The 23913-nt window shown below is 53.5% G+C and carries 22 protein-coding genes; 19 read left to right on the forward strand and 3 right to left on the reverse strand.

The window, feature by feature from the left end; genetic code table 11:
• Window positions 1–396 precede the first annotated feature (396 nt).
• The 7 genes from JTP09_RS00260 (at window position 397) to JTP09_RS00290 (ending at window position 5519) form a co-directional block, all read left to right on the forward strand.
• Window positions 397–564 (forward strand): hypothetical protein, encoded by a 168-nt coding sequence (locus JTP09_RS00260; protein WP_204875742.1) that lies wholly within the window; start codon window positions 397–399, stop codon window positions 562–564.
• Window positions 565–855: 291 nt separating this feature from the next.
• Window positions 856–1110: a type II toxin-antitoxin system Phd/YefM family antitoxin gene (locus JTP09_RS00265; protein ID WP_204875744.1), complete on the forward strand. Its 255-nt coding sequence runs from the start codon at window positions 856–858 to the stop codon at window positions 1108–1110.
• A gap of 9 nt (window positions 1111–1119) precedes the next feature.
• Entirely contained in the window at window positions 1120–1377 is a 258-nt protein-coding gene (locus JTP09_RS00270) for a Txe/YoeB family addiction module toxin (RefSeq protein WP_204875746.1), read from the forward strand.
• Between the two features lie 74 nt (window positions 1378–1451).
• Window positions 1452–2750, forward strand: a complete 1299-nt coding sequence (locus JTP09_RS00275) for a carboxylesterase family protein (protein WP_204875750.1) — start codon at window positions 1452–1454, stop codon at window positions 2748–2750.
• 171 nt (window positions 2751–2921) lie between these two features.
• Entirely contained in the window at window positions 2922–4007 is a 1086-nt protein-coding gene (locus tag JTP09_RS00280; protein WP_204875751.1) for an NADH:flavin oxidoreductase/NADH oxidase, read from the forward strand.
• Window positions 4008–4449: 442 nt separating this feature from the next.
• A complete protein-coding gene (locus JTP09_RS00285; RefSeq protein ID WP_204875752.1) occupies window positions 4450–4905 on the forward strand; it encodes a 23S rRNA (pseudouridine(1915)-N(3))-methyltransferase RlmH in 456 nt (151 codons plus the stop codon).
• A 44-nt stretch (window positions 4906–4949) separates the two neighbouring features.
• Window positions 4950–5519: an HIT domain-containing protein gene (locus JTP09_RS00290; RefSeq protein ID WP_204875753.1), complete on the forward strand. Its 570-nt coding sequence runs from the start codon at window positions 4950–4952 to the stop codon at window positions 5517–5519.
• Window positions 5520–5522: 3 nt separating this feature from the next.
• On the opposite strand, the gene JTP09_RS00295 is transcribed toward JTP09_RS00290, so the two are convergent.
• Window positions 5523–6521: a hypothetical protein gene (locus JTP09_RS00295; RefSeq protein ID WP_204875755.1), complete on the reverse strand. Its 999-nt coding sequence runs from the start codon at window positions 6519–6521 to the stop codon at window positions 5523–5525.
• Window positions 6522–6624: 103 nt separating this feature from the next.
• On the opposite strand from JTP09_RS00295, the gene JTP09_RS00300 reads away from it, so the two are divergent.
• The 10 genes from JTP09_RS00300 (at window position 6625) to JTP09_RS00345 (ending at window position 17980) form a co-directional block, all read left to right on the forward strand.
• Window positions 6625–7911 carry a Mur ligase family protein gene (locus tag JTP09_RS00300; RefSeq protein WP_204876580.1) on the forward strand — a complete coding sequence of 429 codons (1287 nt, stop codon included), beginning with the start codon at window positions 6625–6627 and terminating at the stop codon, window positions 7909–7911.
• On the forward strand, window positions 7912–8640 hold the full coding sequence (locus JTP09_RS00305; protein ID WP_204875756.1) for a type 1 glutamine amidotransferase: 729 nt from the start codon (window positions 7912–7914) through the stop codon (window positions 8638–8640).
• 74 nt (window positions 8641–8714) lie between these two features.
• Window positions 8715–9473 carry a YebC/PmpR family DNA-binding transcriptional regulator gene (locus JTP09_RS00310; protein ID WP_204875758.1) on the forward strand — a complete coding sequence of 253 codons (759 nt, stop codon included), beginning with the start codon at window positions 8715–8717 and terminating at the stop codon, window positions 9471–9473.
• Between the two features lie 50 nt (window positions 9474–9523).
• Window positions 9524–10180, forward strand: a complete 657-nt coding sequence (ruvC, locus tag JTP09_RS00315; protein WP_204876582.1) for a crossover junction endodeoxyribonuclease RuvC — start codon at window positions 9524–9526, stop codon at window positions 10178–10180.
• A gap of 88 nt (window positions 10181–10268) precedes the next feature.
• Entirely contained in the window at window positions 10269–10895 is a 627-nt protein-coding gene (ruvA, locus tag JTP09_RS00320) for a Holliday junction branch migration protein RuvA (protein WP_204875760.1), read from the forward strand.
• A 37-nt stretch (window positions 10896–10932) separates the two neighbouring features.
• Window positions 10933–11964, forward strand: a complete 1032-nt coding sequence (gene ruvB / locus JTP09_RS00325) for a Holliday junction branch migration DNA helicase RuvB (protein WP_204875764.1) — start codon at window positions 10933–10935, stop codon at window positions 11962–11964.
• Between the two features lie 136 nt (window positions 11965–12100).
• The gene (gene yajC, locus JTP09_RS00330) at window positions 12101–12508 is read left to right on the forward strand and encodes a preprotein translocase subunit YajC (protein WP_204875767.1); all 408 of its coding nucleotides are present in this window, start codon (window positions 12101–12103) and stop codon (window positions 12506–12508) included.
• Window positions 12509–12592: 84 nt separating this feature from the next.
• Window positions 12593–14290, forward strand: coding sequence for a protein translocase subunit SecD (gene secD / locus JTP09_RS00335; RefSeq protein ID WP_204875769.1), 1698 nt, complete (start codon window positions 12593–12595; stop codon window positions 14288–14290).
• On the forward strand, window positions 14280–15347 hold the full coding sequence (gene secF / locus JTP09_RS00340; protein WP_204875770.1) for a protein translocase subunit SecF: 1068 nt from the start codon (window positions 14280–14282) through the stop codon (window positions 15345–15347). The genes secD and secF overlap by 11 nt, the downstream gene beginning before the upstream one ends.
• Before the next feature lie 335 nt (window positions 15348–15682).
• Window positions 15683–17980: a bifunctional (p)ppGpp synthetase/guanosine-3',5'-bis(diphosphate) 3'-pyrophosphohydrolase gene (locus JTP09_RS00345; protein ID WP_204876583.1), complete on the forward strand. Its 2298-nt coding sequence runs from the start codon at window positions 15683–15685 to the stop codon at window positions 17978–17980.
• Between the two features lie 132 nt (window positions 17981–18112).
• Here the strand turns inward: JTP09_RS00345 and JTP09_RS00350 are convergent, their stop codons facing one another.
• Both JTP09_RS00350 and JTP09_RS00355 read right to left on the reverse strand, forming a co-directional pair.
• Window positions 18113–18859: a hypothetical protein gene (locus JTP09_RS00350; RefSeq protein ID WP_204875771.1), complete on the reverse strand. Its 747-nt coding sequence runs from the start codon at window positions 18857–18859 to the stop codon at window positions 18113–18115.
• Between the two features lie 109 nt (window positions 18860–18968).
• Complete coding sequence (locus JTP09_RS00355; RefSeq protein WP_204875772.1) at window positions 18969–20252, reverse strand: DUF349 domain-containing protein; 1284 nt, start codon at window positions 20250–20252, stop codon at window positions 18969–18971.
• 370 nt (window positions 20253–20622) lie between these two features.
• On the opposite strand from JTP09_RS00355, the gene hisS reads away from it, so the two are divergent.
• Together hisS and aspS are read left to right on the forward strand one after the other, a co-directional pair.
• A complete protein-coding gene (gene hisS / locus JTP09_RS00360) occupies window positions 20623–21972 on the forward strand; it encodes a histidine--tRNA ligase (protein ID WP_204875773.1) in 1350 nt (449 codons plus the stop codon).
• Between the two features lie 84 nt (window positions 21973–22056).
• The gene (gene aspS / locus JTP09_RS00365) at window positions 22057–23832 is read left to right on the forward strand and encodes an aspartate--tRNA ligase (RefSeq protein WP_204875774.1); all 1776 of its coding nucleotides are present in this window, start codon (window positions 22057–22059) and stop codon (window positions 23830–23832) included.
• Window positions 23833–23913 lie beyond the last annotated feature (81 nt).

Consider the following 23913-nt stretch of genomic DNA (forward strand, 5'->3'; position numbering starts at 1 on the left):
GCTACAGTGCTAGTAACCCGCGCCTGTTCGGTTCCGTTGCTAGAGGAATGTCGATGACTCCAGCGACATTATAGTAGATCTACAAGAAATAGATGACAGTCGGATTGTGCGACTACTAGGTATCTCCGAAGACCTGCGCCAGCTACTAGGTAAGCGTGTAGATGTTGTCAGCGCAGAAGCTCTCAAAGAAGTTATTTATAAGCAAGCTCAACGCGACCTAACACCACCTTTTGAAGAAGACAACCACCAGCCCAACGCAGAGTCGCTGAAATCAATCCGGGAAACTGAAGAACTCTTATCCAGCGGGAAACCAGGAAGATTCAAAATTACTGAATAGTTCCTTAAAACTTTAGAAATTTAGTCGGCTCTACTGGAGATTCTGCAAGGAGGCGCAACTTGGAAACTAAAATGACCACTGAAGATTTTGAGCACCATACCGAGGCAGCCCAGTTAGCTACTGTGAATGGTCCTGTTGTTCTGACTGAAGAAGGCAACCCCAGCTATATTTTTCTGTGTTACGAGGACTACCTAAAGCTCGCTGGGACTGGGGTCAATGATGCATAGGCTCAGCTGTAAATACGTAGTTATGCCTCACCCAGCTTCCACCGATTTGTGGGATTAAGAAATCGACAGCTGTACAGATGTTGCTATAAAGTGCTTAACAAGAGACCAACTTGAGATGGATACAGCTGGGTTCCCGAATGGGAGTAGGGCTTTGAAGAGCCTTAGAATCCTTTGCTCCTGGGGTTGGTCTTTTTACTTTGAGTTTTGCTGTTTCAGATTATCGAGAGGAGAGCCTGCTCCCTATAGCATCCCTTGTACATACCCTGTACACTATTCTGTACAGGAGGAAAAATGAAGACCCTAACTTACACCGAATCCCGTGCGCGCTATGCAGAGGTGCTTGACTCTGTTGTTGATGATTTTGAAGAAGTCGTTATTACCCGAGCAGGGCGTGAACCCGCTGTTATTATCTCGCTGGCAGAATACGAGTCCCTCAAAGAGACCGCTTACCTACTCAGAAGCCCGGCGAACGCTCGTCGCCTCCTTGATGCTATCGACGAGCTAGAAAGCGGTAGCGGGTCAGCGCATTCACTGATTGAGAACTAGCTGCAAACCATGGAACTCATCTGGAGCGAAAATGCCTGGGAAGATTACCTATGGTGGCAGGTGCAAGACCGGAAAACCCTCAAACGAATCAACGCCCTACTCAAAGATATCCAGAGAAACGGCAATGAAGGTATCGGCAAGCCAGAGGCTCTACGCAATAACCTTTCGGGATATTGGTCAAGGAGAATCACGGATGAACACAGGCTTGTCTATAAAATTGTGGGTAGCTCAGTGCGGATAGCGTCCGTGCGGTACCACTATTCATAAAGTCTCGTAACGGATGCCCTATAACCGCATGGAGCGGCTCTAGCTGTCTACTCGGCACGGCTACACTTGTCACTATGCCCTTCACTATTTCCGCTGGAACCACCACCATTCACTCGCACCGACGCGGAAGCGTCCTTGAAGTGCTCGGTATTCCTTACGCCAGGGCACAGCGTTTTGAGTACCCGCAACCTGTTGCTTTCGAAAGTTTAGAGAGCACTTTTGATCCATCTCAGCCTGCACCGGCTGCGCCACAGTATGTGCGTGGCGGAGGGCAACCCGATATCCGTCAGTCGGTGCTCATCAGTGAAAGCTGCCAAAACCTCTCTGTCATTATGCCCGATGACCTCAACCCCGGCGAGCAGCTGCCGGTCATGGTGTACTTTCACGGCGGTTCCTATGTAGTCGGCAGTGGTGACGGTGCCCGTTATAACCCCGACAAACTCATCAATGAACACCGCGTCATTATGGTGCGCGTGACCTACCGCCTCGGTATTTTGGGTTTCCTCGGCGGCACCCCTGAACGTCCCGCCAACCTGGGTCTGCTTGACGCGCGCGAAGCCCTACGCTGGATCAAAAAGAACATCTCCCTCTTTAGCGGAGATCCCGACAACATTACAGCCTTCGGTCAGTCAGCAGGTGATGATTTGGTCTCTCGACTCCTCATCGCTGAAGGAGTTATTGACGAAGAACTGATACACCGGGCAATTATTCAAAGCGCGCCCATCGACCTCATCACCGGCAAAGAGAAGATGGCAGGTGCCATGCTCACCGCTGTGAGCCAGAAACTACCGGTGGACGCGTCCCATGAGGAATACGGTGCGCTGGCTTATAAGATGCAGGTTCAAAATCCCTTCCGTTTTGGTCTGGAAAGGTCAATGATGGCGTTCGGCACTCAGCTGGGGCACTACCCGCTACCTGCCGCCCATGATCTTGACGCTGCCTACGAGAAGGTTGCGGCGCGCGTCCGTGTGCTCATCGGTTCGAACGAGCGAGAATCAGCCTACTTTCTTCCCCGGAAAGTACCCCGCTGGGCTTTCGTTGTCACTGAGCCTGTTATTAGAAACTTCTCCTGGCGCATGTACGCGGTCGCTGCCCAGCGTTTTGTGCGCCGTCACCGGGAATCAGGGGGAGAAGCCACCCGCTACTACCTGCGAACGGGTTTTCCCAGCCACCGCATGGCGTCCGTACACTGTGCTGAACTGGGGCTGCTCTTTGATAACCCGTCATGGAAAGGTTCTGATCTCTTTGGTGGCCTCTACCCGTGCGAACGCGAAGATCAAGCCCGCGCACTACGCAACATCTGGGCAACTTTCGCAAAAACAGGGAAGGTGCGCACCGATTTAGCACAACAGGGAAGAATCGAATTCAGCTAAATACCGCCACCGTCATAGCTGCCGTACACCCAAAATGCGCCCCTACATACAGCAGGGTCTAGGGCAGGCACTTTCGGTGTGCAGCGCAGTAGAGGCGGGTACCTGGGAATAAACTGCCTGCTTAGGTTGCTGTACCTGCGACATACACACCGACCTAACGAGGCTATTTTCGTGGGATCACCCCTTTTTGAACCGTTCACCGTTCGCTCAATGACCACCCGTAACCGCCTGTGGGTGCCGCCGATGTGCCAGTACTCCGTTGATAAAGAAGACGGTATTCCCACCAGCTACCACACCCACCATTACAACGCCTTATCGCGCGGTGGCGCAGGTGCAATTATTGTTGAGATGACGGGCATTGAACCTGCAGCGCGCATTAGCCCCAACTGCTTGGGTCTGTGGAGTGACGAGCACACCGAGGCGCACAAAAACATTGTGGACGCTATTCACACCGGTGGCGCTAAAGCGGGCGTTCAGATTGCCCATGCCGGTCGTAAGGCATCAAGCGTTCCAGAGCGTGTTTCGCGTGACGGTGGTTCTTTGAAGGAGGACGAGGGTGGTTGGGAAACCTTTGCTCCTTCGGCTCTTGCTTACCCCGGTCTTAAGCAGCCAACCGCACTGACTATCGAGCGTATTGACGAACTGGTTGAAGCCTACGGTGCGGCTGCGGCGCGCGCTGTTGAAGCCGGTTATGACTTCCTCGAAATTCACGGTGCTCACGGTTACTTGCTCACCCAGTTCCTGTCACCGCTGTCAAACAGGCGCGATGACGAATACGGTGGCTCGCTGGAAAACCGTGCCCGCATGATCCGCCGTGTAGCACGTGCCATGCGTGCGTCCATGCCTGAAGAGATGCCCCTGCTGGTGCGCCTGTCAGCTACCGAATACCTAGAGGGCGGCATTACCGTTGAAGAAACCGCCCAGGTTGCCAGCTGGTTGAAAGAAGACGGTGTTGATATGGCAGATATTTCAACCTCGGGCAACTACCCGGCTGAGATCCGCGTTTTCGCTGGTTACCAGTCGCACTTTGCAGCCCAGGTCAAGCACAATGCTCAGATTCCCGTCGCTGCTGTTGGCATGATTAACTCACCGAGACTAGCTGAGTATCTGGTCGGCTCTGAACAGGCTGATGTTGTATTGGTCGGACGCGAGGCCCTGCGTAACGCGTCCTTCGCCTTGGAATGGGCGCGGGAAATGAAAGAAAACGTTGACTACGCACCCGGTCAGTATGCCCGTGCCTGGAATACTCGCCGCTAGCCTCTAACCCAGCACCGAGAGTGCAAAAAGTGGCATATTTCACCTAAAATATGTCACCTTTTGCATTCTCGGTAATCAAGATAAGATGATGAAAAAAGATTACTGTGACTTTCATTTATTTTTTCATAGTGGATGTGTAAAGTTTTCAGTCTTGCAGGGGATAGAATATTTTTTCACCCGCTGTGATTTTTTATTGAAGAAACCTTGCGGTTGGCATGAAACAACAGAAGAACCGGTGGCACAGAGTAACGCTCAGGTGAGTCGCAAGACATGGGGAATAACGGTTACCGCTGATTCAGCGGTCTTCTGTTGAGGGCATGTTGCTTACAGGCAAAGATGATTGTGAAAAGTGAAAATGGTGGGCACCCCCATTGTGAACACTACTTTTGCCTTTCTTTTAATGGCTCTTCACTTCAATACTTTTCGAGAGGAACCCTTTTTTGTGACTATCAAGATTATTGCTATTGGCAAGAAGCACGAGAAGTGGGTGAGCGAGGGGATTGACCGCTATGAGAGCCGTTTGCGCAAGCCGTGGGATATCACCTGGACCTACCTACCGCATTCTTCACTTGCCGAAGAGCAGGCGCGGGCTGAAGAGTCGAAACGTATTCTCGATAAGGTCAGCAACGGTGACTACCTCATTCTCTTAGACGAGCGGGGTAAAAATTTGAGCTCACCAGAATTATCAGCTCTGCTCAACAGTCACTTGGGTTTCAAACAGATTATCATCGTGATCGGTGGCGCTTACGGTGTTGATGACTCTGTGCGCCAGCGCGCTAACACGGTGTGGAGCCTGTCGAAGCTGGTTTTCCCGCATCAGTTGGTGCGTCTGATTCTGACGGAGCAGATTTACCGGGCAGGCGAGATCGCTCATAACCGCCCTTACCACCACGTATAGACTCTTGAACGGGCAGTTGGCTGCGCTTGCTTTAGACTGTTGGTATGTCTGAAAACCTCGCTGGTGAAAACGCTGCCGTTACTGTTGATGATTTCGAGTTGCCCGGTGTTCCTGACGCCTTTCAGCGTTTGTGGACCCCACACCGTCGTGCCTACGTGAAAACCGGTCAGCAGGATTACACGGTACATTCCTGCCCGTTTTGTGCTGCCCCAGAGCGTACCGATGAAGAATCGCTCATTGTGTACCGCGGCGAGCACGCCTACGTGGTTTTGAATCTTTACCCCTATAACCCAGGGCATTTGTTGGTGTGCCCGTATCGCCACATTCCAAACTATGACAATGCCAGCGCTGAGGAGACTGCCGAGATCGCGGCTCTCACCCAGCGCGCCATGAAGGTCATGCGCGGGGTCTCTAAAGCTGACGGTTTTAATATCGGCATGAATCAGGGCAAGGTTGGCGGCGCTGGAGTCGCAGCCCACCTGCATCAGCATGTTTTGCCTAGGTGGTCTGGTGACACCAACTTCTTGCCCATCATTGCGGGTACCAAAACCATGACCCAGACTCTGGATGAGATCCGTACCCTGCTTGCTGAGGGCTGGGCTGACGAGTCTTAGTTTTTAAAAGAGTGAGGATTGGCTCAGCGGCTGTTCGCTCGGTTGGTGGTGGGGTAGAAGTGCCCGGTTGCTGAGCTCTGTGAGGTTAACTAAAAAGGGCAGAGCCGGGTCACCGTGATGAACGGTCAAGAATTTCCCCGTGGCACCGCTGACGTAGAAACCACACTCACGATCTACCAGCGTAGGTAGCGCATTGAGCCATCCGGCTTTGAGAGCTGAATAGGTGCTTTCCATCGCCGAGGAGGGCTGCCACGGTTGGTCAATAATCTGATCCTCAGTGATGAAGTCTTCAAAGAGAGCGGCTTCTTGCAGGCTCCAACGGGCGAGCGCGACGGCTTGTGAGTGAGCTTTTTCCACTCGGTCGTGGGGTAGCGGTGAGCACCATGCCTTGTATTTGGCTCGCGCTTGTTTTGCCTGTACTAGCCCTGTTTCTTTGCTGATGAAGTCTTCCCAGATGCGTACTTGTGCCCCGTCATTGGCGTGACCGATGAAGGTGGCAAATGCCACGGCTTGTTCGTCGAGTCGGCGGGGGTTGGAGTGGGCGCTGGCGGTGCCGATTTTTGAGGTTCCGTCGGGAAAGGTTGCGATGTAGAGCCAGTGGTCTAAGGATGCGTAGGCTTGGGCTGCCGGGAGCAGGCGTGCCCCGCGGTGGATGCCGTGCATGGCTGAGAACTCGTCGAGAGCTATGCAGCGGGAGCATTGTTTGCCGGTGGTGATGGGTGCTGTGTTGGGGCAGGGGCGATGTTCGAAGCCGACGTATTGGTGGGATGCTTGTGCGTAACCGGCGCAATAGCGGTTGGTGCTCAGACCGGTTGCTTGAAGGTCGGTTTTTATGGTTGAGAAGCCCAGAAAAGCGCCAGGCGTTAGCGGTACCTGGGTAAGGATGCCGGTGGGGCGCACGTCCTGAGTGGTTTCAAGGACGAGGGTGGGCGCTCGGTCGACCCATTTGAGGTCGCGAAAAATTACCGGGGTAGCGTTGTCAGTAAAAAGTAGGTTATGCACCGATTAAGTCTAATCCACGGTCAGGGATGAGCACCTGCCAGGAACATAGCCGGAGGGTGTAGGGGAGGGAGAACCTCAGCACGATTTTTCTTCACCCTGTAAACTGGTGTGCATGTCTAGACCTCTTATTCGACTTGTGGGTCAGGGTGTTCGTTACGCGAGTAGGTTGCGTGGTGGAGGTTCTGCTTTCCCCGGTCTTGTGATGGAAAAATTTCACCCCGGTTTTGTAGCTGAGGCGTTGGCGACTTTGCCGCGCGGCGTTGTGGTGGTCTCGGGTACTAACGGTAAGACGACCACTACCAAAATGGTGGTGCAGTTGCTGGAGTCTCAAGGGTTGAAGGTTTTTACCAACCGTACGGGTTCTAACTTTGTGCGCGGCGTGGCGGCTGCTTTGTTGGGCGAGATGAGTCTGACCGGCAAGCTGGATGCTGATATCGCTGTTCTTGAGCTTGATGAAGCGCATGCTGTTCATTTTGTGAAGATGGTCAAGCCTGATTATGCGCTGTTGTTGAACGTTTTGCGCGATCAGTTAGATCGTTTTGGTGAGATTGACACAACCCGCCGTATGCTCTCAACCGTTGCTGCGGCAACTACTGGCACGGTGGTGCTCAACCGCGAGGATTCGCGCATTCGTCGTATTGCTGATGACGTTGCCACCGGTACCAATATTGAGTATTTCGGTCTGAGCCCCAAGTTGCGGGCGATGTTCCCCTCTGATGATGAGATGCGTTCGGGAGTTACTGCCAGCGAGCAGAATCTCCCCGAGGCTAAGGTCGCTCTGGCCGATTTTGCGGGCACCTGTTCAACCTTTGATATTGAGGGTGAAGAGGTCATAGGCGAGGTCAACCTCTACGGTGTGTACAACATCTTTAATGCAGCTGCGGCGATGGCGCTGACCCTCGAAGTGATGGGTGCGGACGCGAACTGTTCGGCTCTGATTGCTGAGTTGGCAAAGATTGCCCCGGCTTTTGGTCGCGGTGAGACCCTCAATGTAGAGGGGCAGACCCTGCAGTTGCTGCTGGTGAAGAATCCTTCGGGTTTCCGCCTCTCCTTGGCTTCAGCAGATGCCAAGGATTACGCCACTATGATTGCCATTAACGATGCTTACGCTGATGGTCGCGATGTTTCGTGGTTGTGGGATGTTGATTTCCACTCCCTCGAAAACGGCGGGGTTGATATGGTGACCGGTGTGCGTGCCTACGATATGGCGCTGCGCTTGGAGCACGATGACGTTACCGTTGCCCACATCGACGAGAACTTAGAATCAGCCTTGGCGACCTTTATCAAGAACTCTGCGGGTAAGCCCATGCGTATTTTCTGCACCTACACCGCCATGCTTGCCCTGCGTAAAGAGCTTGCGAAGATTACCGATGTTGAGGAGATTTCCTAAATGACTCAGGCTCGAAAATCTCTGAAAATTCTTCAGCTGTACCCCCAAGACATGAATATTTATGGGGACTGGGGCAATACTCTTTCGCTCTCTCGTCGCGCGCAGGCGCACGGCTTTGAGACCGAGATTGTTGATTATAACCCCGGTGATACCTTCCCCGAAGACGCTGACGTTATTGTGGGCGGCGGCGGTCAAGATTCAGGTCAGACCATTATTCAGGATGACCTGCTTGCCCTGGGCAATACCCTCAAAGCTCAAGCAGAGGCGGGTACACCCATGCTGGTGATTTGTGGTCTCTACCAGCTCTTCGGCAAAGAGTTTCGTACCATTGGCGGCGAAAATCTCAAGGGTATCGGCATCTTCGACCTGCACACCGTCGGCGGTGAAGAGCGCCTGATTGGCAATATCGTTGAGGAATCAGAGGAATTCGGCACCATTGTGGGCTACGAAAACCACTCAGGGCTGACCTACCTGGGCGAAAACGTCAAACCGCTGGCACACGTCACTAAGGGCGAGGGCAACAATACCGAAGACTCAGGAGAGGGCGCGCGCGTCCATAATGTTGTAGGCTCCTACCTGCACGGTTCGTTGCTTCCTAAAAACCCTCGCATTTCTGACTTTTTGATTGAAAAGGCGGTCTTGAACAAGTACGGCGAGTTTACTCCTGCCACACTTGATGATTCTGTGATTGAGAGGGCGCGTGCGTCCGCCATGGAACGCCCCCGCTAGCGGTTCGGTACAATAGATAACTGTGAAAAAGACTCGCTTCTAGCGGGTGAAAGACTGAGATAAAAGGAGATTCCATGTCGGGTCACTCCAAATGGGCTACTACCAAGCACAAGAAAGCAGCCATCGACGCTAAGCGCGCTAAGACTTTCGCTAAGTACATTAAGGGTATTGAAGTTGCCGCACGCATGGGCGGCGCTGATACCTCAGCTAACCCCGCGCTTGACTTGGCAGTGTCAAAGGCTAAGAAGAACTCTGTTCCTAACGACAACATTGACCGCGCTATCAAGCGTGGTGCTGGTCTGACCGGTGAAACCATTGACTACACCGAAATTATGTACGAGGTACGCGGCCCGCAGGGTACCGCTCTCTACGTTGAGTGTCTGACTGATAACCGCAACCGTGCAGCGGCAGAGGTTCGCACCGCGGTGACCCGCAACGGTGGCACCCTGGCTGACTCAGGTTCTGTTGCTTTCATGTTCGAGCGTAAGGGCGTTGCTGAGGTTACCAAGATTGACGGTCTGACCGAGGATGACGTCTTAATGGCAGTGCTGGACGCCGGTGCTGAAGAAGTTATCGACGATGGCGATGTATTCACTGTGGTTTCTGGTCCCTCAGATTTGCCCGAAATCCGTAAGGCTCTTGAAGAAGCTGAGCTGGAATACAACAATGATGATCCCGTATTCCGCCCCACTATGAACGTTGATTTGGACGCTGAAGGCGCTAAGAAGTTCCTCAAGCTGGCGGACGCTCTCGAAGAGCTTGACGATGTTCAGAACGTCTACTCCAACGCTGATATTTCAGACGAAGTAGCTGCAGAACTCGACGCTGAATAAAATGTAAAGGATGTGAAGGCTTGCCTTCTTCCCATGTTTTCAGGCGCCCGGTGGGTGAGCATGAAGCTCGCGTTCCGGGCGCCGCCCGTATCTTAGGGGTTGACCCCGGTTTGACGCGGTGCGGTTTTGGGGTGGTTGATATGACTGCCAACCGCAAGGCGTATTTTGTGGATGTGGGGGTTGCTGGAACCGCTGCCGCCCAGCCTCTTGATACCCGCGTCCACACTATTTTTGAGGCTGCTGGGCAGTGGCTTGATGCCTATAAGCCTAACGCCTTGGCAATTGAACGTATCTTTGCTCAGGAGCAGGTGAATACTGTGATTGGTACCGCCCACGCTTCGGGTGTGGTGATTGCTGCGGCTGCTTCGCGGGGTATCCCGGTTTTCTTTCACACTCCGTCTGAGGTGAAAGCTGCTGTGACGGGTTCTGGACGCGCCGATAAGCCGTCTGTGCAGCGCATGGTGGCGCGCATTCTGGGTCTGGAGACTCTGCCTAAACCTGCGGACGCGGCGGACGCGCTGGCGCTTGCTATCTGTCATGGCTGGCGTGGTGGTGGCATCGGTTCTGGTATCAACATGGCGGCAACTACTCAGACTCACCAGGGCTCGCGTCCATCTGCTGCGCGGGCGCGTCGCATACAGAACCTTACTCCTGCCCAGCGGGCGTGGGCTGACGCTGAAGCCAAAGCCCGCCGTGCGGGGCAGTAGATGGGCGCGGAACAGGTGAGTAAACGGGTAGCTGCGCTGTGCGTGACTGAGTGGATTTTCGAACATATTTTCTAATAGTATGGGTTCTATGATTGCTTCTTTGACCGGCCGCGTGGTACACGTTGGTCTTGATTCTGCCGTAATTGATGTCAATGGCTTTGGCATGCTGGTGAATGCACCTGCCCGAGTGCTTGCTTCTTTGCGTACCGGTGAAACGGCAACGGTTCTCACCACCATGATTGTGCGTGAAGATTCCATGACTCTTTACGGTTTTTCTGAACCTGCTGAGCGGGCAGTTTTTGACCTCTTGCTCTCAGTCTCAGGTGTGGGGCCGCGTATCGCTTTAGCTGCGCTAGGCATTCACACTGCTCAAGATATTGAGCGGGCGGTAGCAATGGGTGATGATAAAGCTTTTACTAAGGTGCCCGGCATTGGTCCTAAGGGTGCCCGCCGTATTGTTTTGGAACTCGCGGGTAAGCTGATTCTTTCGGGCGAAGACCAGTCTGCTGATCGACTACCGCTGAATACCGGTATCGTCTGGAAGCCTCAGGTTATTGATGCCCTCATGGGGTTGGGGTGGAGCGAGAAGGACGCCACCGCGTCCGTCGATACCTTCATTCAGCATGAACCGCAGGCTGAGACCATGACCGTTGCCCAGGCACTAAAAGCAGTGCTTGCGACTTTAGGCTCTCAGCATTCGCTGGGACGTCACTAATTTTTTTTCAGCCTTTTACGAAAGATCACCAGTTTCTATGAGTTTTGATTCCGCAGCTGAGATTCCCGGTCAGCGTCTTGTCGCCATGGAGGAAGAGCCAGAAGAGAAGATGATTGAGGCGGCGCTTCGACCCAAGTCGCTGGACGATTTTGTGGGGCAGAAGCGGGTGCGTCAGCAGCTTTCTCTGGTGCTTGAGGCGTCAAAAATGCGCGGACGCTCCGCCGACCATGTTTTGCTGTCGGGGCCTCCCGGTCTGGGTAAAACAACTCTGTCGATGATTATCGCCGCTGAGATGGAGGCACCGTTGCGTATTACGTCCGGACCTGCCATTCAACATTCGGGTGATTTGGCGGCTATTCTTTCGTCCTTGACCCCCGGCGAAGTTCTCTTTCTCGATGAAATTCACCGCATGAGCCGCCCAGCCGAAGAAATGCTCTATATGGCGATGGAGGATTTCCGTGTAGATATTGTGGTGGGTAAGGGTGCCGGTGCCACCTCTATTCCTCTAGAGTTGCCTCCTTTTACCCTGGTGGGCGCTACCACCCGTGCAGGTTTGTTACCCGGTCCCTTGCGTGACCGCTTTGGTTTTACCGGTCACCTTGAGTTCTATTCGGTGGACGAGCTACAGCTGGTCTTACGCCGTTCAGCGGGGCTTATGGATATGCAGATTTCTTCTGAAGGGTTCGCCGAAATTGCCGGACGTTCCCGTGGCACCCCGCGTATTGCCAACCGCCTCTTGCGTCGTGTGCGAGATTGGGCGCTGGTTAACGGCATTGATTACATCAACGCCCACGATGCTGCTGCCGCTCTTGATATGTATGAGGTGGATGCGCGCGGTCTTGATCGCCTTGACCGCGAGGTGCTCGAAGCCCTGATTCACAAATTCGGTGGTGGCCCTGTAGGTCTTTCTACTCTTGCTATTGCGGTGGGCGAAGAAACTGAAACTGTTGAAACGGTGGCTGAGCCTTACTTGGTGCGTGAGGGGTTGATTGGTCGTACACCGCGCGGACGCGTGGCTCTACCTGCTGCCTGGGAGCACTTGGACTTAGAGGCACCCGATTTGCCCTAGCCTAGGGGCACCACTTTCTCAATAGACAGCTTCAAGCCGTGACTTTACTGAGGTTTACCTTAGTGGCGCGTTTGTTCTGGGCTAGACCGGTACGTCTACTAGTATGGGATTAATTGTTTTTTGACGTTAGGTTTCTATGAATTCGGGTTCTTCATCCAGCGCAGTTTTCTATATTCTCATGCTGGTGCTGATGGTGGTCTTTCTCTTTATCCTGCCGGCTCGCCGTGCGAAGGCTCTGCGGGCACAGATTCAGCAGATGCACGACAGTTTGCAGGCGGGTGCCCAGATTGTAACCGTGGCTGGCATTTTTGGAGTGATCCAAGAGGTTAATAGGGATTCTCAGTTTGCTTTGGTTGAGATTGCACCCGGCACTGTGGTCAAGATACGTTTGGCGGCTATTGCTGAAATCGTTGAGACCGGCGCTCCCCATGTTCAGTCTGCCGTTCAGATTTCTTCCGAGCAGCCCGCATCAGCTGTGGAGTACCCGGCATCGGGTGCATCTGAGAGCTCGCGCGTAGCCGATAACGAGCGTCCGCAACAGTAAAGATTTTTCTCGCACGCAAGTAGCACATCCGGTGCTGCTTGCGTGCTTTAGTATTGTGAGCACACAAGAAGGAGTAGTGGGGGTATGGTCCGTAAACTCTCTCATGCTAGAAACACTCTGGTGGGTATGTTTTTAGTAATCGCCGCTGTGGTGGGCGGAATTTTTGCTACCACAGCATCGGGTGGCTCCTGGTCGCCCAAGTTGGCGCTGGACCTTTCCGGGGGCACCCAGTTGATTCTTGCACCGCAGGTTTCAGGTTCTGATTCTCAAGAGGTGACAGAGGAGCAGCTTGAGCAAGCGGTTGATATTATTCGTCAGCGTGTGGATGGCTCAGGTGTTGCTGAAGCTGAGGTTACTACTCAGTCGGGGCAGAACGTTGTGGTGTCTTTGCCGGGTGCGCTTGATAAGCAGACCCGTGATTTGATTCAGGCATCCGCGCAGATGTCTTTCCGTTCGGTATTGCAGGCGGGGGCACCTACGGCTGTTGCTGAGGAGAGTCGTTTGTCGGAGGATCAGTTGCCTCAGCCTGCGGGGGAGCCTGAGAACGGTTCAGACCCTAACTGGATCAGCGCTGATTTGTACCGTCAGTTTGAGGCTTTGGATTGTGCCGCTGTTGCTAACGAGGACGCCGAAGCACAAAACCCTGAAAGCGCGATTGTTGCCTGTGCAACCGATGGCACTGAGAAGTACATTCTGGGCCCGGTGGAGCTTAACGGTACCGATATTAAGAACGCATCCTACGGTCAGGTACAGTCTGCTCAGGGTTTTGCGACCGGTCAGTGGGGTGTGAATATTGAATTCACCGATACTGCTCGTGAAGTGTTCCGCGATATCACCACTCGTATGGTTGGTATTGGTGCTACTACCCCCGGTAGCCCCCGTTCTCGTTTTGCGATTTTGCTTGATGGCAAGGTGCTTTCTTCACCTTCATCTAAGGCTATTATTGCCGACGGTCGCGCGCAGATTACCGGTAACTTTACTGAAGAGAGCGCTAAGGCGCTGAGCGAGCAGCTTAAGTATGGTGCTTTGCCCATTAGCTTTGCTATTCAGTCTGAGCAGCAGATTTCAGCAACCCTGGGTACCGACCAGTTGAAGTGGGGTCTGTTAGCGGGTCTGATTGGTCTGGTGTTGGTCTTCATTTACTCAATTTTCCAGTACCGCCTGGTGGGTCTGGTTAATATCTTCTCCATCATTGTCGCGGCTATTTTTTCGCTGGCTTTGATTGTTTTGCTGGGCAACCTGATGAACTACCGTCTGTCATTGGCGGGTGTTGCCGGTTTGATTGTGTCGATTGGCTTGATGGCTGACTCCTTCATCGTCTACTTTGAACGTATTCGCGATGAGATTCGTAGTGGCAGAACTATTGCCGCAGCGATTGATCACGGTTGGCAACGTGCCCAGCGCACTATTTTGGCGTCGAAGGCAGTGAACCTACTGGCTGCGGTTGTGCTGTACCTGGCGTCGGTGGGTAACGTTCGTGGTTTTGCCTTTACTCTGGGATTGACCGCGATTTCTGACCTGGTAGTGACCTACCTGCTGATTCACCCGCTGATTGTTCTTCTGGGCAACACCAGCTATTTCAAGAACGGTGGGCGTTTCTCGGGTATGGATCCGGTGGCGCTGGGCGCTACTCCGTTGTACCGAGGTGCCGGACGCGTCCGCACGCCCGATGAAGCGCCGCTAGAAAGCGCGGCAGAGCGTCGCCGGGCTGCACGTTTGGCAGCTGAACAAGAAGCTCTAGAAGCTGACAAGATGAAGGCAGGTGGCAACCGTGGCGAATAAACTAGCTCAATTTGGTAATGATCTACATTCGGGGCAAAAGTCTTTTGGGTTTGTTGCCAACCGTAAAAAATGGGCTGTGCTGGCTCTACTGATTGTGGTGGCGGCTGCTTTGGTGCCGGTACTGCGCGGTGGCTTCAACCTTGGTATTGAGTTCCGCGGGGGTTCAGAGTTCACTGTTTCCTCCGTTCAGCAGACTGCCCCTGCCATCGGTGAAAATGCCATCTTTACAGCTGCACCCGAAGCGTCAGATGTACGTGTTACGAACATCGCCCCCGGTACTATGCGTGCCCAGATGAGCGAGCTGACTGACGATCAGACGCTTGCTGTTGCGTCATCCCTACGCGATGCCTATGCGGTGAGTGATGCTGAGGTGACCTCATCCTTTGTTGGCCCAACCTGGGGTGCTGATGTAACCCGTCAGGCGCTGTGGGGTTTGGTCTGGTTCGTTACCCTGGTCATGGCTGGTATGGCGCTTTACTTCCGCACCTGGAAGATGGCAGTCTCAGCCATTGCCGGTCTTATTTTCACTGTGGTTACCACCGTCGGTCTTTACGCACTGATTGGTTTGGAGATTACCCCTAGTGCAATTATTGGGTTCCTGACGATTCTCAGTTACTCGTTGTACGACACGGTGGTGGTCTTCGATAAAATTCGTGAGAACACAGCCCGCGCGTTTGAAGGTAAAGACAAGACCTTTGGTGAGCAGATTAACCTGGCTATCAACCAGACCCTGGTACGTTCCATCAACACCTCGATTGTTGGTTTGCTGCCGGTGGGGTCGATTCTTTTCATTGGTTCGCTGATGCTCGGAGCGGGTACTCTCAAAGACCTCTCGTTGGCTCTTTTCATCGGTATCATCGTGGGTACCTTAGGTACTCTTTTTGTTGCTGCACCGGTTTATGCGTGGCTGCGCCTGGGAGAGAAAGCTATTGTCGAACACGACGCGCTGGTTGAAAAGCACTGCCGCGGCGAGATCACAGAAGAACACAATGAGCAGCCGGTTACTCGACCTGAAGCAACCATGCAACGCATCGAGGTCAACAACATCAATCTGTAAAAGTCAAAGGTGAGGAACGCGGCATTACGTCGCAGTGACTTTAACGTAGCGGTATATCCCGCCGACCCATCAATGAGGGTTCGGCGGGATATACCGTTTAAAACCGCGACTTTGTGGGGAATAGAGGCACAACAGCAGCTATTGATCGAAGACCTTACACAAAAGGTTCAGACTTTCTTGGCTAGAGCGGGGCACTTTGACACATTCGTTCGCGCGATTGCTTAGAATAAATCTACACACCATGCCATCGAAAGGAGTTGACCGTGTCTGTTCAAGAGAACTCGAGTCAAAATTTGGGTAGGGCAAAGAAGCCTACCCGCGGCTCCCATCGAGTGATGTCGGCAGGAGAGCGCGTCCCCACCCGCCTTGTTTTTCCACGAGTAAACCCACAGAATGCGTCCGCGCGTCACTATTCGCCGGTGTTGGCGCCGGTGATCCGTACGGTGAAGAAATACCACCCGAACGAGGACTTGGATGTTATTCAGCGTGCCTTTGAGGTTGCTGATAAGTACCACCGCGGGCAGAAGCGTAAGAGCGGGGATCCTTATATTACTCACCCGGTTGCGGTAACCACTATTTTGGCGGAGCTTGGTGCTACCGGCCCGCTGCTGGTGGCTGGATTGCTGCACGATACCGTTGAAGATACTGAGTACACTAAAGAGCAACTGACGGCTGACTTTGGTGAGGAAATTGCACTGCTGGTTAACGGTGTGACTAAGCTCGATAAGGTTGATTACGGTGTGAATGCGCCGATTGAGACTATTCGCAAGCTGATTATTGCCATGACCCAGGACGTGCGTGTGCTGCTCATTAAGCTGGCGGATCGTCTGCACAATGCCCGTACCTGGCGTTTCGTCTCGCCCGGTTCTGCGGCAAAGAAGGCAGAGGAAACCCTGAAGTTTTATGCTCCGCTGGCGCATCGGCTGGGACTGAACACTATTAAGTGGGAGCTTGAGGATCTTTCTTTTGCGGCGATGTCACCTGATGTTTATGCCGAGCTGGTAGAGATGGTGGGTGAGCGCACCCCGCAGATGGAAAAGCATTTAGCGGACGCGCGCATCACGATTGCGAACCGTCTGACGGATACGGGTATTGAGGCTCAGGTTACTGGAAGACCCAAGCACTTCTATTCGATTCACCAGAAGATGGTGACCCAGAATAAGAACTTTGATGATATCAATGATATTTTGGCTGTTCGTATTCTGGTGGAGGACGAGGACGCATGCTACAGTGCGCTGGGGCAGGCGATGAGTATTTGGCCGATTGTTCCGGGGCGGTTTAAGGATTATATTCGTACTCCGAAGAATAATCATTATCAGTCTTTGCATATTACCTTGATTGGTCCTGGCGGTTTTCCGCTGGAGGTGCAGATTCGCACCTATAAGATGCATGAAGAGGCTGAGTACGGCCTTGCGGCGCATTGGCGGTATAAGGCTGCTTCGCGCGGTGAGTCGCTTGAGGCGAAGAAGGAGCCGGACGCTCATACGCAGTCGATTAACATCGGTATTTTGCAGAGTATCGCTGAGATTTCGAGTTCTAACCCGGATTCTGAGAAGTTCTATGAGATGTTGGCTGACACTCTGGATACCGATGAGATTGTGGTGCTGACACCTCAGGGTAAGCCTATTGCTTTGCCTGCCGGTTCTACGCCGGTGGATTTTGCTTACGCTGTGCATACTGAGGTGGGGGAGAAGACGGTGAGCGCCCATGTCAATGGCAAGATGGTGCCCCTGCACGCTCAGTTGGTGTCAGGTAGCACGGTGGAGATTACAACCAGTAAATCACCAACTGCCGAGCCGAGTGAGGATTGGCTAAAGTTTGTTAAATCCTCTCGTGCTCGCACGAAGATTCGCCAGTACTTTGCTAAGGGGCGTCGTCTGGAGGCGATTGATAAGGGTAAAGAACAGCTGACGAAGGCTATGCGTCACCATGAGCTGCCTTTACAGAAGATGATGACTCAGAGCCTCATGACGCAGGTTGCTCATAAGCTGAACAAGAACGATATGGCGACTCTCTACCACTCTGTAGGCGAGGGGACTGTCTCTACCCAGGACGTCATCGATCACTTGGTGTCTCTCTACTACGGTCATCAGGGTACACCTGAACCTGAGGTAGACGAGTTCGACGAGGTCATGTTTGGTAGCCCAACCACACTGGAGAACAGTAACAACGGTGTGATGGTAGCGGGCGCGGATTCTGTGATGACCCGTATTGCCCGTTGTTGTAGCCCTATTCCGCCCGATGAAATTGTTGGTGTGGTGACTAAGATGCAGGGCATTTCTGTTCACTGCAAAGATTGCACCAACGTTGCGAGTGAGGAGAGTGCTGCTCGTTCGGTCGAGGTCAAGTGGGCGCCCAACAGCAACACAACCTACCAGGTACGTCTTCAAATTGAGGCGCTTGATCGTCGCGGTTTGATTGCTGATATCACCAAGGTTTTTGCGGAGCAGCGAGTAAACGTGGTTGATATGCGAACTGCTACTACCCGTGACCGTGTTGCTATCTCAACGTATCAGTTGGATATCAGCGATAGGTTCATGGTGGAGCACCTCATTAACGTGTTGTTGAATGTCAAGGGTGTTTACAGCGCCTACCGCCTCACCGGCACGCGTCCTGAGTATGTTCATGCTTAGGTTTGTGGCATCCTAAAAGCTGCGTGTTGTTCACTTTCATTAAAGAGGCCCCCACTATTGGCTACCTCGCCAGTGGCGGGGGCTTTTCTGATTGCTCAGAGACGCAGGTTGGGCGTTGTCGATGATTGCCACCTATCTCATGTCTAAGGTAGAGGCAATTTTTTCGGCAATGAGTAGGCGTGCTAGACCTTGCTTCTTATATTTGAGGTAGGGCGTCTGTCGCAGATAAAATCGCACTTTTTCAACCGTACAGCCGAGAACTCCGTGTGCGAGGATATAAGGCACAACAGCCTCACTGGCATCGGGGTCGTAGATAAGCATATCTGCCACGGTACGCAGGGGAGTGGCGCATCGTATGCCGTTGAAAGTCAGATCGTCGTAGAGATGAAAGTTGATTTGGTGGGCAATGATTCCTTTGCGTTCGAGCATTCCTATGTTGGCGCGGCGGTGGCGGTTGAAGTCAATGTGTACTACTGGGCAGGCGGTGGTGAACCCCCATACCCAGCTGGCTGTTGAGCGCGAGATGCGCCCATCATAGAGACTAAAAACCTCAGGAAATTGCAGAGAGACCGCAAGGGCCCTGTGGCGGGCAGTAACGGTGGTGTTTTGTTCCACGTAGATGCTTCCGTGCAGATGAACCAGCCCTAGCTCTCGGGCAAAGACGTCATGTTCTTCAACTGCTATTCCGGCACTTGCTAGATTGACTAAATCGTCGAGGCACAGCTGACCAAGAGAACTTTCAAAGGTGCTGTGGTTGGTGGCAATAGTGCTGGGTGTTGAGGGCGGACGCCAGTGGGCAACCTGGGCTTGTGCGCTATGGGTGCCTGCTAGCAGGGGGTAGGGCAGTGCGGTCAGTAGAGAAGTTCGTGTGTGGTTCATGGTGTTCAATCTACAACAGACGGGCATAAAAAATCTCGCACTGCCTCAGAGCCTGTGGATAACTCTGTAACAGTGCGAGATAAAGCCTAGTCAGCTATGTTTTTAGCGTTTAGGCATTGAAGTCAGATGATGATGCCTGCAAGGTCGCCAGCCACTGACGGCGAGCTTCAAGTGCTTCTTCAGCTTTCTTGATTTTGTTGGCGTTGCCGGTGGCGCGCGCCTTTTCAAGGTCAGCTTCAAGACCTGCGATGGCTTCTTCAAGCTGAGTCAGCATGGAGTTAGCGCGTGCTTTCTTCTCGGGGTCGGTCTTTGACCATTTAGCCTGCTCAGCGCCGTTGATTTCGTCCTGAATCTTACGCAGCTCACCCTCAACGCGACGTACTGCGTTGCGGGGTACCTTACCTGCTGCGTCCCAGCGGTCAAGAATGGGTTCAAGCGCTGCTTTTGCTGCCTTGATGTCGGTGACGGGCAGAATAGCGCGTGCTTCTTCGAGCAGACCTTCCTTGACGGCGAGGTTAGCTTCGAACTCTTTGTCGAGTTCAGCGTTAGCTGCGGTGCGCGCGTCGAAGAACTTGTCCTGAGCGGCGCGGAATCGTGCCCACAGTGCGTCGTCCTCTCGACGTGATGCGCGGGGAGCTGCTTTCCAACGATCCATCAGATCGCGGTACTTGGTAGCGGTTTCAGCCCAATCGGTGGAGCTGGAGAGCACTTCAGCTTCTTCAATCAGTGCTTGCTTGGCTTTCTTCGCCTTAGCGTTTTGGGTGTCAAGCTGCGAGAAATGAGCGCGTCGTGCTTTGTCGAAAGAGGTGCGGGCAGCGCGGAATCGTTTCCACAAATCGTCCTCTACTGACTTCGCCAGGTGAAGGGTGCGCTGAACCTGCTTCCACTCTTCAAAGAGCTCGTTCATGCGGTTGGAGGAGTTCTTCCAGTGGATGCTGGCTTCGTCCTGAGCTGCGATGGTTTCAGCTTCGGCAACGATGGTTTCACGGGCTTCAATAGCCTTAGCGCGCTTGGCTTCTGACTCAGCTTTTTCTTCTTCTGCGCGTGCTGCAATCTTAGCGGTCAGGTTGGTCAGGCGCTCAGTGAGCTTAGTGTAGTCACCTACCATGTCACGCTTGGCAACCTGGGTTGCAAGGTGCTCAACCGCTTTCTGGGTGTCAGCTGCGGGAGCTTTATTTTCGACGCGAGCTTCAAGTAGAGCAACCTGCGCCTCTACGTTCTGGAACTTGCGGGCGAAGTAAGTCAGTGCTTCGTCTGCGCTCTGCGCTTCGGGAACCTGACCGACCACGAAGTCTTCGCCTTCAACAATGACGAAAACGTGGTTGTCGTCAGAGACGCGGCCGAACTTGCGGGCTTCTTCGAGGTTTACAGTGTCGTCGGATTTAGTAGTCACCGCTATAACTTTCTTGCTTGAGCGAACTGGAAAATAAGTTGCAGGTTTGTGGTTGTTTATCTGCAAAAACTTAGACTGCCGGTCACCATCGATGGGTTGAGGTTAAACCGGCAATTGATTTTAGTGTACTGAAGCGAGGGGCAGGTGTGCATCTTTGACACTGTTAAACAAGTGTGCGCTTGGAAAGGCGGTGAGAAGGGCTGAGGGTTATTGTGACCAATTCCAAGTGTTGAACTTGCGCGCGTAGGAGGTGTGCAGGTTGGGTGCGGTGCGCTGTTTCCAGTAATGTTAGGTGTAAGTGTGCGTTGGTCTCTGGTGGCTGGCGCGAGATTTTTACTGGTGTACCACCTTTTTTATGAGGAGATGACTCATGGCGCGTAAGGCTTCACTGTCTGGCTTTCCCGAGCACTTACCGGCTGAACGTCTGGTCGAAAACTTTGTGCTAGATACTTTGCGTGAGACCTTTGAGCTTCACGGATTTTCGTCGATTGAGACTCGCAGCGTTGAGACTGTTGAGCAGTTGCTGCGTAAGGGCGAGATTGATAAAGAGGTGTACGCTGTTTCACGTTTGCAAGAGGACGAGAGTGAGCGTGGCAAGAAGGAAAAGCTGGCGTTGCACTTTGATTTGACGGTGCCTTTTGCTCGTTATGTGGTGGAGAACGCCGGGTACTTGAACTTCCCGTTTATGCGTTATCAGATTCAGAAGGTGTGGCGCGGTGAGCGTCCGCAGGAGGGTCGTGCGCGTGAGTTCACTCAGGCTGATGTTGATGTAGTTGGCGATGGCGTCCTGCCTTTCCGCTATGACGTTGAGCTGGCGCTGGTAATGGTTGATGCCCTCTCGAAACTGCCTATTCCTGAGTTCAAGCTGCGTATTAATAACCGTAAGCTCTCTGAGGGGTTTTATAAGGGCATTGGGTTAGAAGATACTGCCGGTGTTCTGCGTTCGATTGACAAGATTGACAAGATTGGGTCGGACGCAGTTGCTCAGCTTCTCAAGGACGAGCTGGGTGCAAGTGATGAGCAGGCACAGGCTGCTATTAAGCTGGCGCAGATCAAAACCGAGGACACCTCTTTTGTTGAGCAGGTGCGCGCTTTGGGTGTGAACCATGAGCTGTTAGAGGAGGGCCTGACCGAGCTGAGCGAGGTTATTTCTGAGACTGCTAAGCGTGCCCCCGGTCGAGTGCGGGCTGATCTGTCAATTGCTCGCGGCCTTGATTACTACACCGGCACTGTCTACGAGACGGTGCTGGTGGGTCACGAGCAGCTAGGTTCCATTTGTTCCGGCGGTCGCTACGAGTCTTTGGCCTCTAACGGCAAGCGCACCTACCCCGGTGTGGGGTTGTCGATTGGTGTTACCCGCGTGGTAGCACGCATCCTTTCGCAAAACCTAGCAGAAGCATCTCGCGGTGTGCCTTCGGCAGTCTTTATTGCTTTGACTAACGATGAGATGTGGTCAGCAGCCCAGGACGTTGCTGATGCCCTGCGTACACGCAAGATTGCCTGTGAGGTTTCTGCAACCGCAGCGAAGTTCGGCAAGCAGATTAAGTACGCTGAAAAGCGTGGTATTCCTTTCGTGTGGTTTATCAACGAGAAGGAAGGTCAGCTGGTTCACGAGGTCAAAGACATTCGTACCGGTGAGCAGGTAGAAGCTGATCCCACTGCTTGGATGCCCCCGGCAGAGGACTTGCAGGTGCGCGTCCGCCCGGTTGTTGCTGAATAACACCAGCTTTCACTAGAAGTTTTATACATTATTGAACGTGCCGCCTCCGACAAAGAATCGGTGGCGCTAACGAAAGGACTATGAGTGCTACGCACACATACCCTCGGTGAACTAACTGCCGAGAACATTGGTGAGACCGTGACCCTAGCTGGTTGGGTAGCTCGCCGCCGCGACCACGGTGGTGTGGCTTTCGTCGATCTGCGCGACCGTGAAGGTGTCACCCAAGTTGTCTTCCACAATGAAGCTGACTTTGAGCACCTGCGTAATGAGTACGTGCTGAAGGTAACCGGTGAGGTTGCTAAGCGCCCCGAAGGCAACGAGAACCCCAACCTGACTACCGGTGAGATTGAGGTTATGGTCAAAGAGGTTGAGGTGCTGAACACCGCAGCGCCCCTGCCCTTTCAGATTGATGAGCACGTTGAGGTGGGTGAAGAGGCTCGCCTGAAGTACCGTTACCTCGATTTACGCCGCCCGGAGCCTGCGCGTCTGATGCGTTTGCGTTCGGATGCTAACCGCGCTGCTCGCGAGGTTCTGGCGGGGGATCAGTTCACTGAAGTTGAAACTCCCACCCTGACCCGTTCAACCCCTGAGGGTGCGCGTGACTTCTTGGTGCCCGCCCGTTTGGCGCCCGGTTCTTGGTACGCATTACCCCAGTCACCCCAGCTCTTCAAGCAGCTGTTGCAGGTGGGCGGTATCGAGAAGTACTACCAGATTGCTCGCTGCTACCGAGATGAGGATTTCCGCGCTGACCGTCAGCCTGAATTCACCCAGCTTGATATCGAGGCGTCTTTCGTTGATCAAGAAGACATCATCGATCTCGGTGAGCGCATTGTTGAGGCTGTATGGAACCTGATTGATGTGAAGGTTCCCCGCCCCATTGAGCGTATTACCTACAAGGACGCGATGGAGAAGTACGGCTCTGACAAGCCTGACCTTCGCTTTGGTCTTGAACTGACCGAGCTGACTGACTACTTCAAAGACACCACCTTCCGTGTCTTCAAGGCTCCTTACGTGGGTGCTGTAGTGATGCCCGGTGGCGCATCTCAGGCACGTCGCACCCTCGATGCTTGGCAGGAATGGGCTAAGCAGCGCGGTGCTAAGGGTCTGGCGTATGTTTTGATTCAGGAAGATGGCGAACTGACCGGTCCTGTCGCAAAGAACATTACTGAAACTGAGCGTGAAGGTTTGGCTGCCGCAACCGGTGCAAAGCCCGGCGACTGCATCTTCTTTGCAGCCGGCGATGCCAAGTCCTCCCGTGCTCTGCTGGGTGCGGCTCGTGTTGAAATCGGTCACCGTACCGGTCTTATCAAGGACGGCAACTGGTCATTTGTGTGGGTAGTAGATGCGCCCATGTTCGAACCTGCTGCTGATGCTACTGCCTCCGGCGATGTTGCCTTGGGTAACTCAGCTTGGACTGCTGTTCACCATGCTTTCACTTCGCCCAAGCCCGAGTTCATGGATTCGTTCGACTCTGAGCCCGGTGAAGCACTTGCTTACGCCTACGACATTGTGTGCAACGGCAACGAAATTGGTGGCGGTTCAATCCGTATTCACCGTAAGGACGTTCAGGAGCGTGTCTTCAAGGTTATGGGCATCTCTGAAGAAGAAGCTCAGGAGAAGTTCGGCTTCTTGCTGGACGCTTTCTCCTTCGGCGCGCCTCCCATGGGCGGTATCGCTTTCGGTTGGGACCGCGTCCTGCAGCTGATTGGCGGCACCGACTCTATCCGTGACGTCATCGCCTTCCCCAAGACCGGTGGCGGCTTCGACCCGCTGACCGCAGCGCCCGCGCCGATTACCCCGGCTCAGCGCAAGGAAGCTGGCGTTGACTTCAAGCCGAAGAAGGATGAAGACAAGAAGTAGTCTTCTCATTGCGTAACTCTAGCGTCGCTGATGTGTAGCGGCGCTAGAGTTGTTTAAAGATTGTTTTATTGTTGCGAGGGT

The organism is Rothia sp. ZJ1223, from assembly GCF_016900985.1.
Lineage (GTDB): Bacteria > Actinomycetota > Actinomycetes > Actinomycetales > Micrococcaceae > Rothia.

What these genes read in the sequence shown, in the direction of transcription:
- JTP09_RS00265 (WP_204875744.1), top strand. Translation starts at nt 856, where the DNA reads ATGAAGACCCTAACTTACACCGAATCCCGTGCGCGCTATGCAGAGGTG.
- JTP09_RS00270 (WP_204875746.1), top strand. Translation starts at nt 1,120, where the DNA reads ATGGAACTCATCTGGAGCGAAAATGCCTGGGAAGATTACCTATGGTGG.
- JTP09_RS00275 (WP_204875750.1), top strand. Translation starts at nt 1,452, where the DNA reads ATGCCCTTCACTATTTCCGCTGGAACCACCACCATTCACTCGCACCGA.
- JTP09_RS00290 (WP_204875753.1), top strand. Translation starts at nt 4,950, where the DNA reads ATGTCTGAAAACCTCGCTGGTGAAAACGCTGCCGTTACTGTTGATGAT.
- JTP09_RS00305 (WP_204875756.1), top strand. Translation starts at nt 7,912, where the DNA reads ATGACTCAGGCTCGAAAATCTCTGAAAATTCTTCAGCTGTACCCCCAA.
- JTP09_RS00310 (WP_204875758.1), top strand. Translation starts at nt 8,715, where the DNA reads ATGTCGGGTCACTCCAAATGGGCTACTACCAAGCACAAGAAAGCAGCC.
- ruvA (WP_204875760.1), top strand. Translation starts at nt 10,269, where the DNA reads ATGATTGCTTCTTTGACCGGCCGCGTGGTACACGTTGGTCTTGATTCT.
- ruvB (WP_204875764.1), top strand. Translation starts at nt 10,933, where the DNA reads ATGAGTTTTGATTCCGCAGCTGAGATTCCCGGTCAGCGTCTTGTCGCC.
- yajC (WP_204875767.1), top strand. Translation starts at nt 12,101, where the DNA reads ATGAATTCGGGTTCTTCATCCAGCGCAGTTTTCTATATTCTCATGCTG.
- secD (WP_204875769.1), top strand. Translation starts at nt 12,593, where the DNA reads ATGGTCCGTAAACTCTCTCATGCTAGAAACACTCTGGTGGGTATGTTT.
- JTP09_RS00345 (WP_204876583.1), top strand. Translation starts at nt 15,683, where the DNA reads ATGTCGGCAGGAGAGCGCGTCCCCACCCGCCTTGTTTTTCCACGAGTA.
- JTP09_RS00350 (WP_204875771.1), bottom strand. Translation starts at nt 18,859, where the DNA reads ATGAACCACACACGAACTTCTCTACTGACCGCACTGCCCTACCCCCTG.
- hisS (WP_204875773.1), top strand. Translation starts at nt 20,623, where the DNA reads ATGGCGCGTAAGGCTTCACTGTCTGGCTTTCCCGAGCACTTACCGGCT.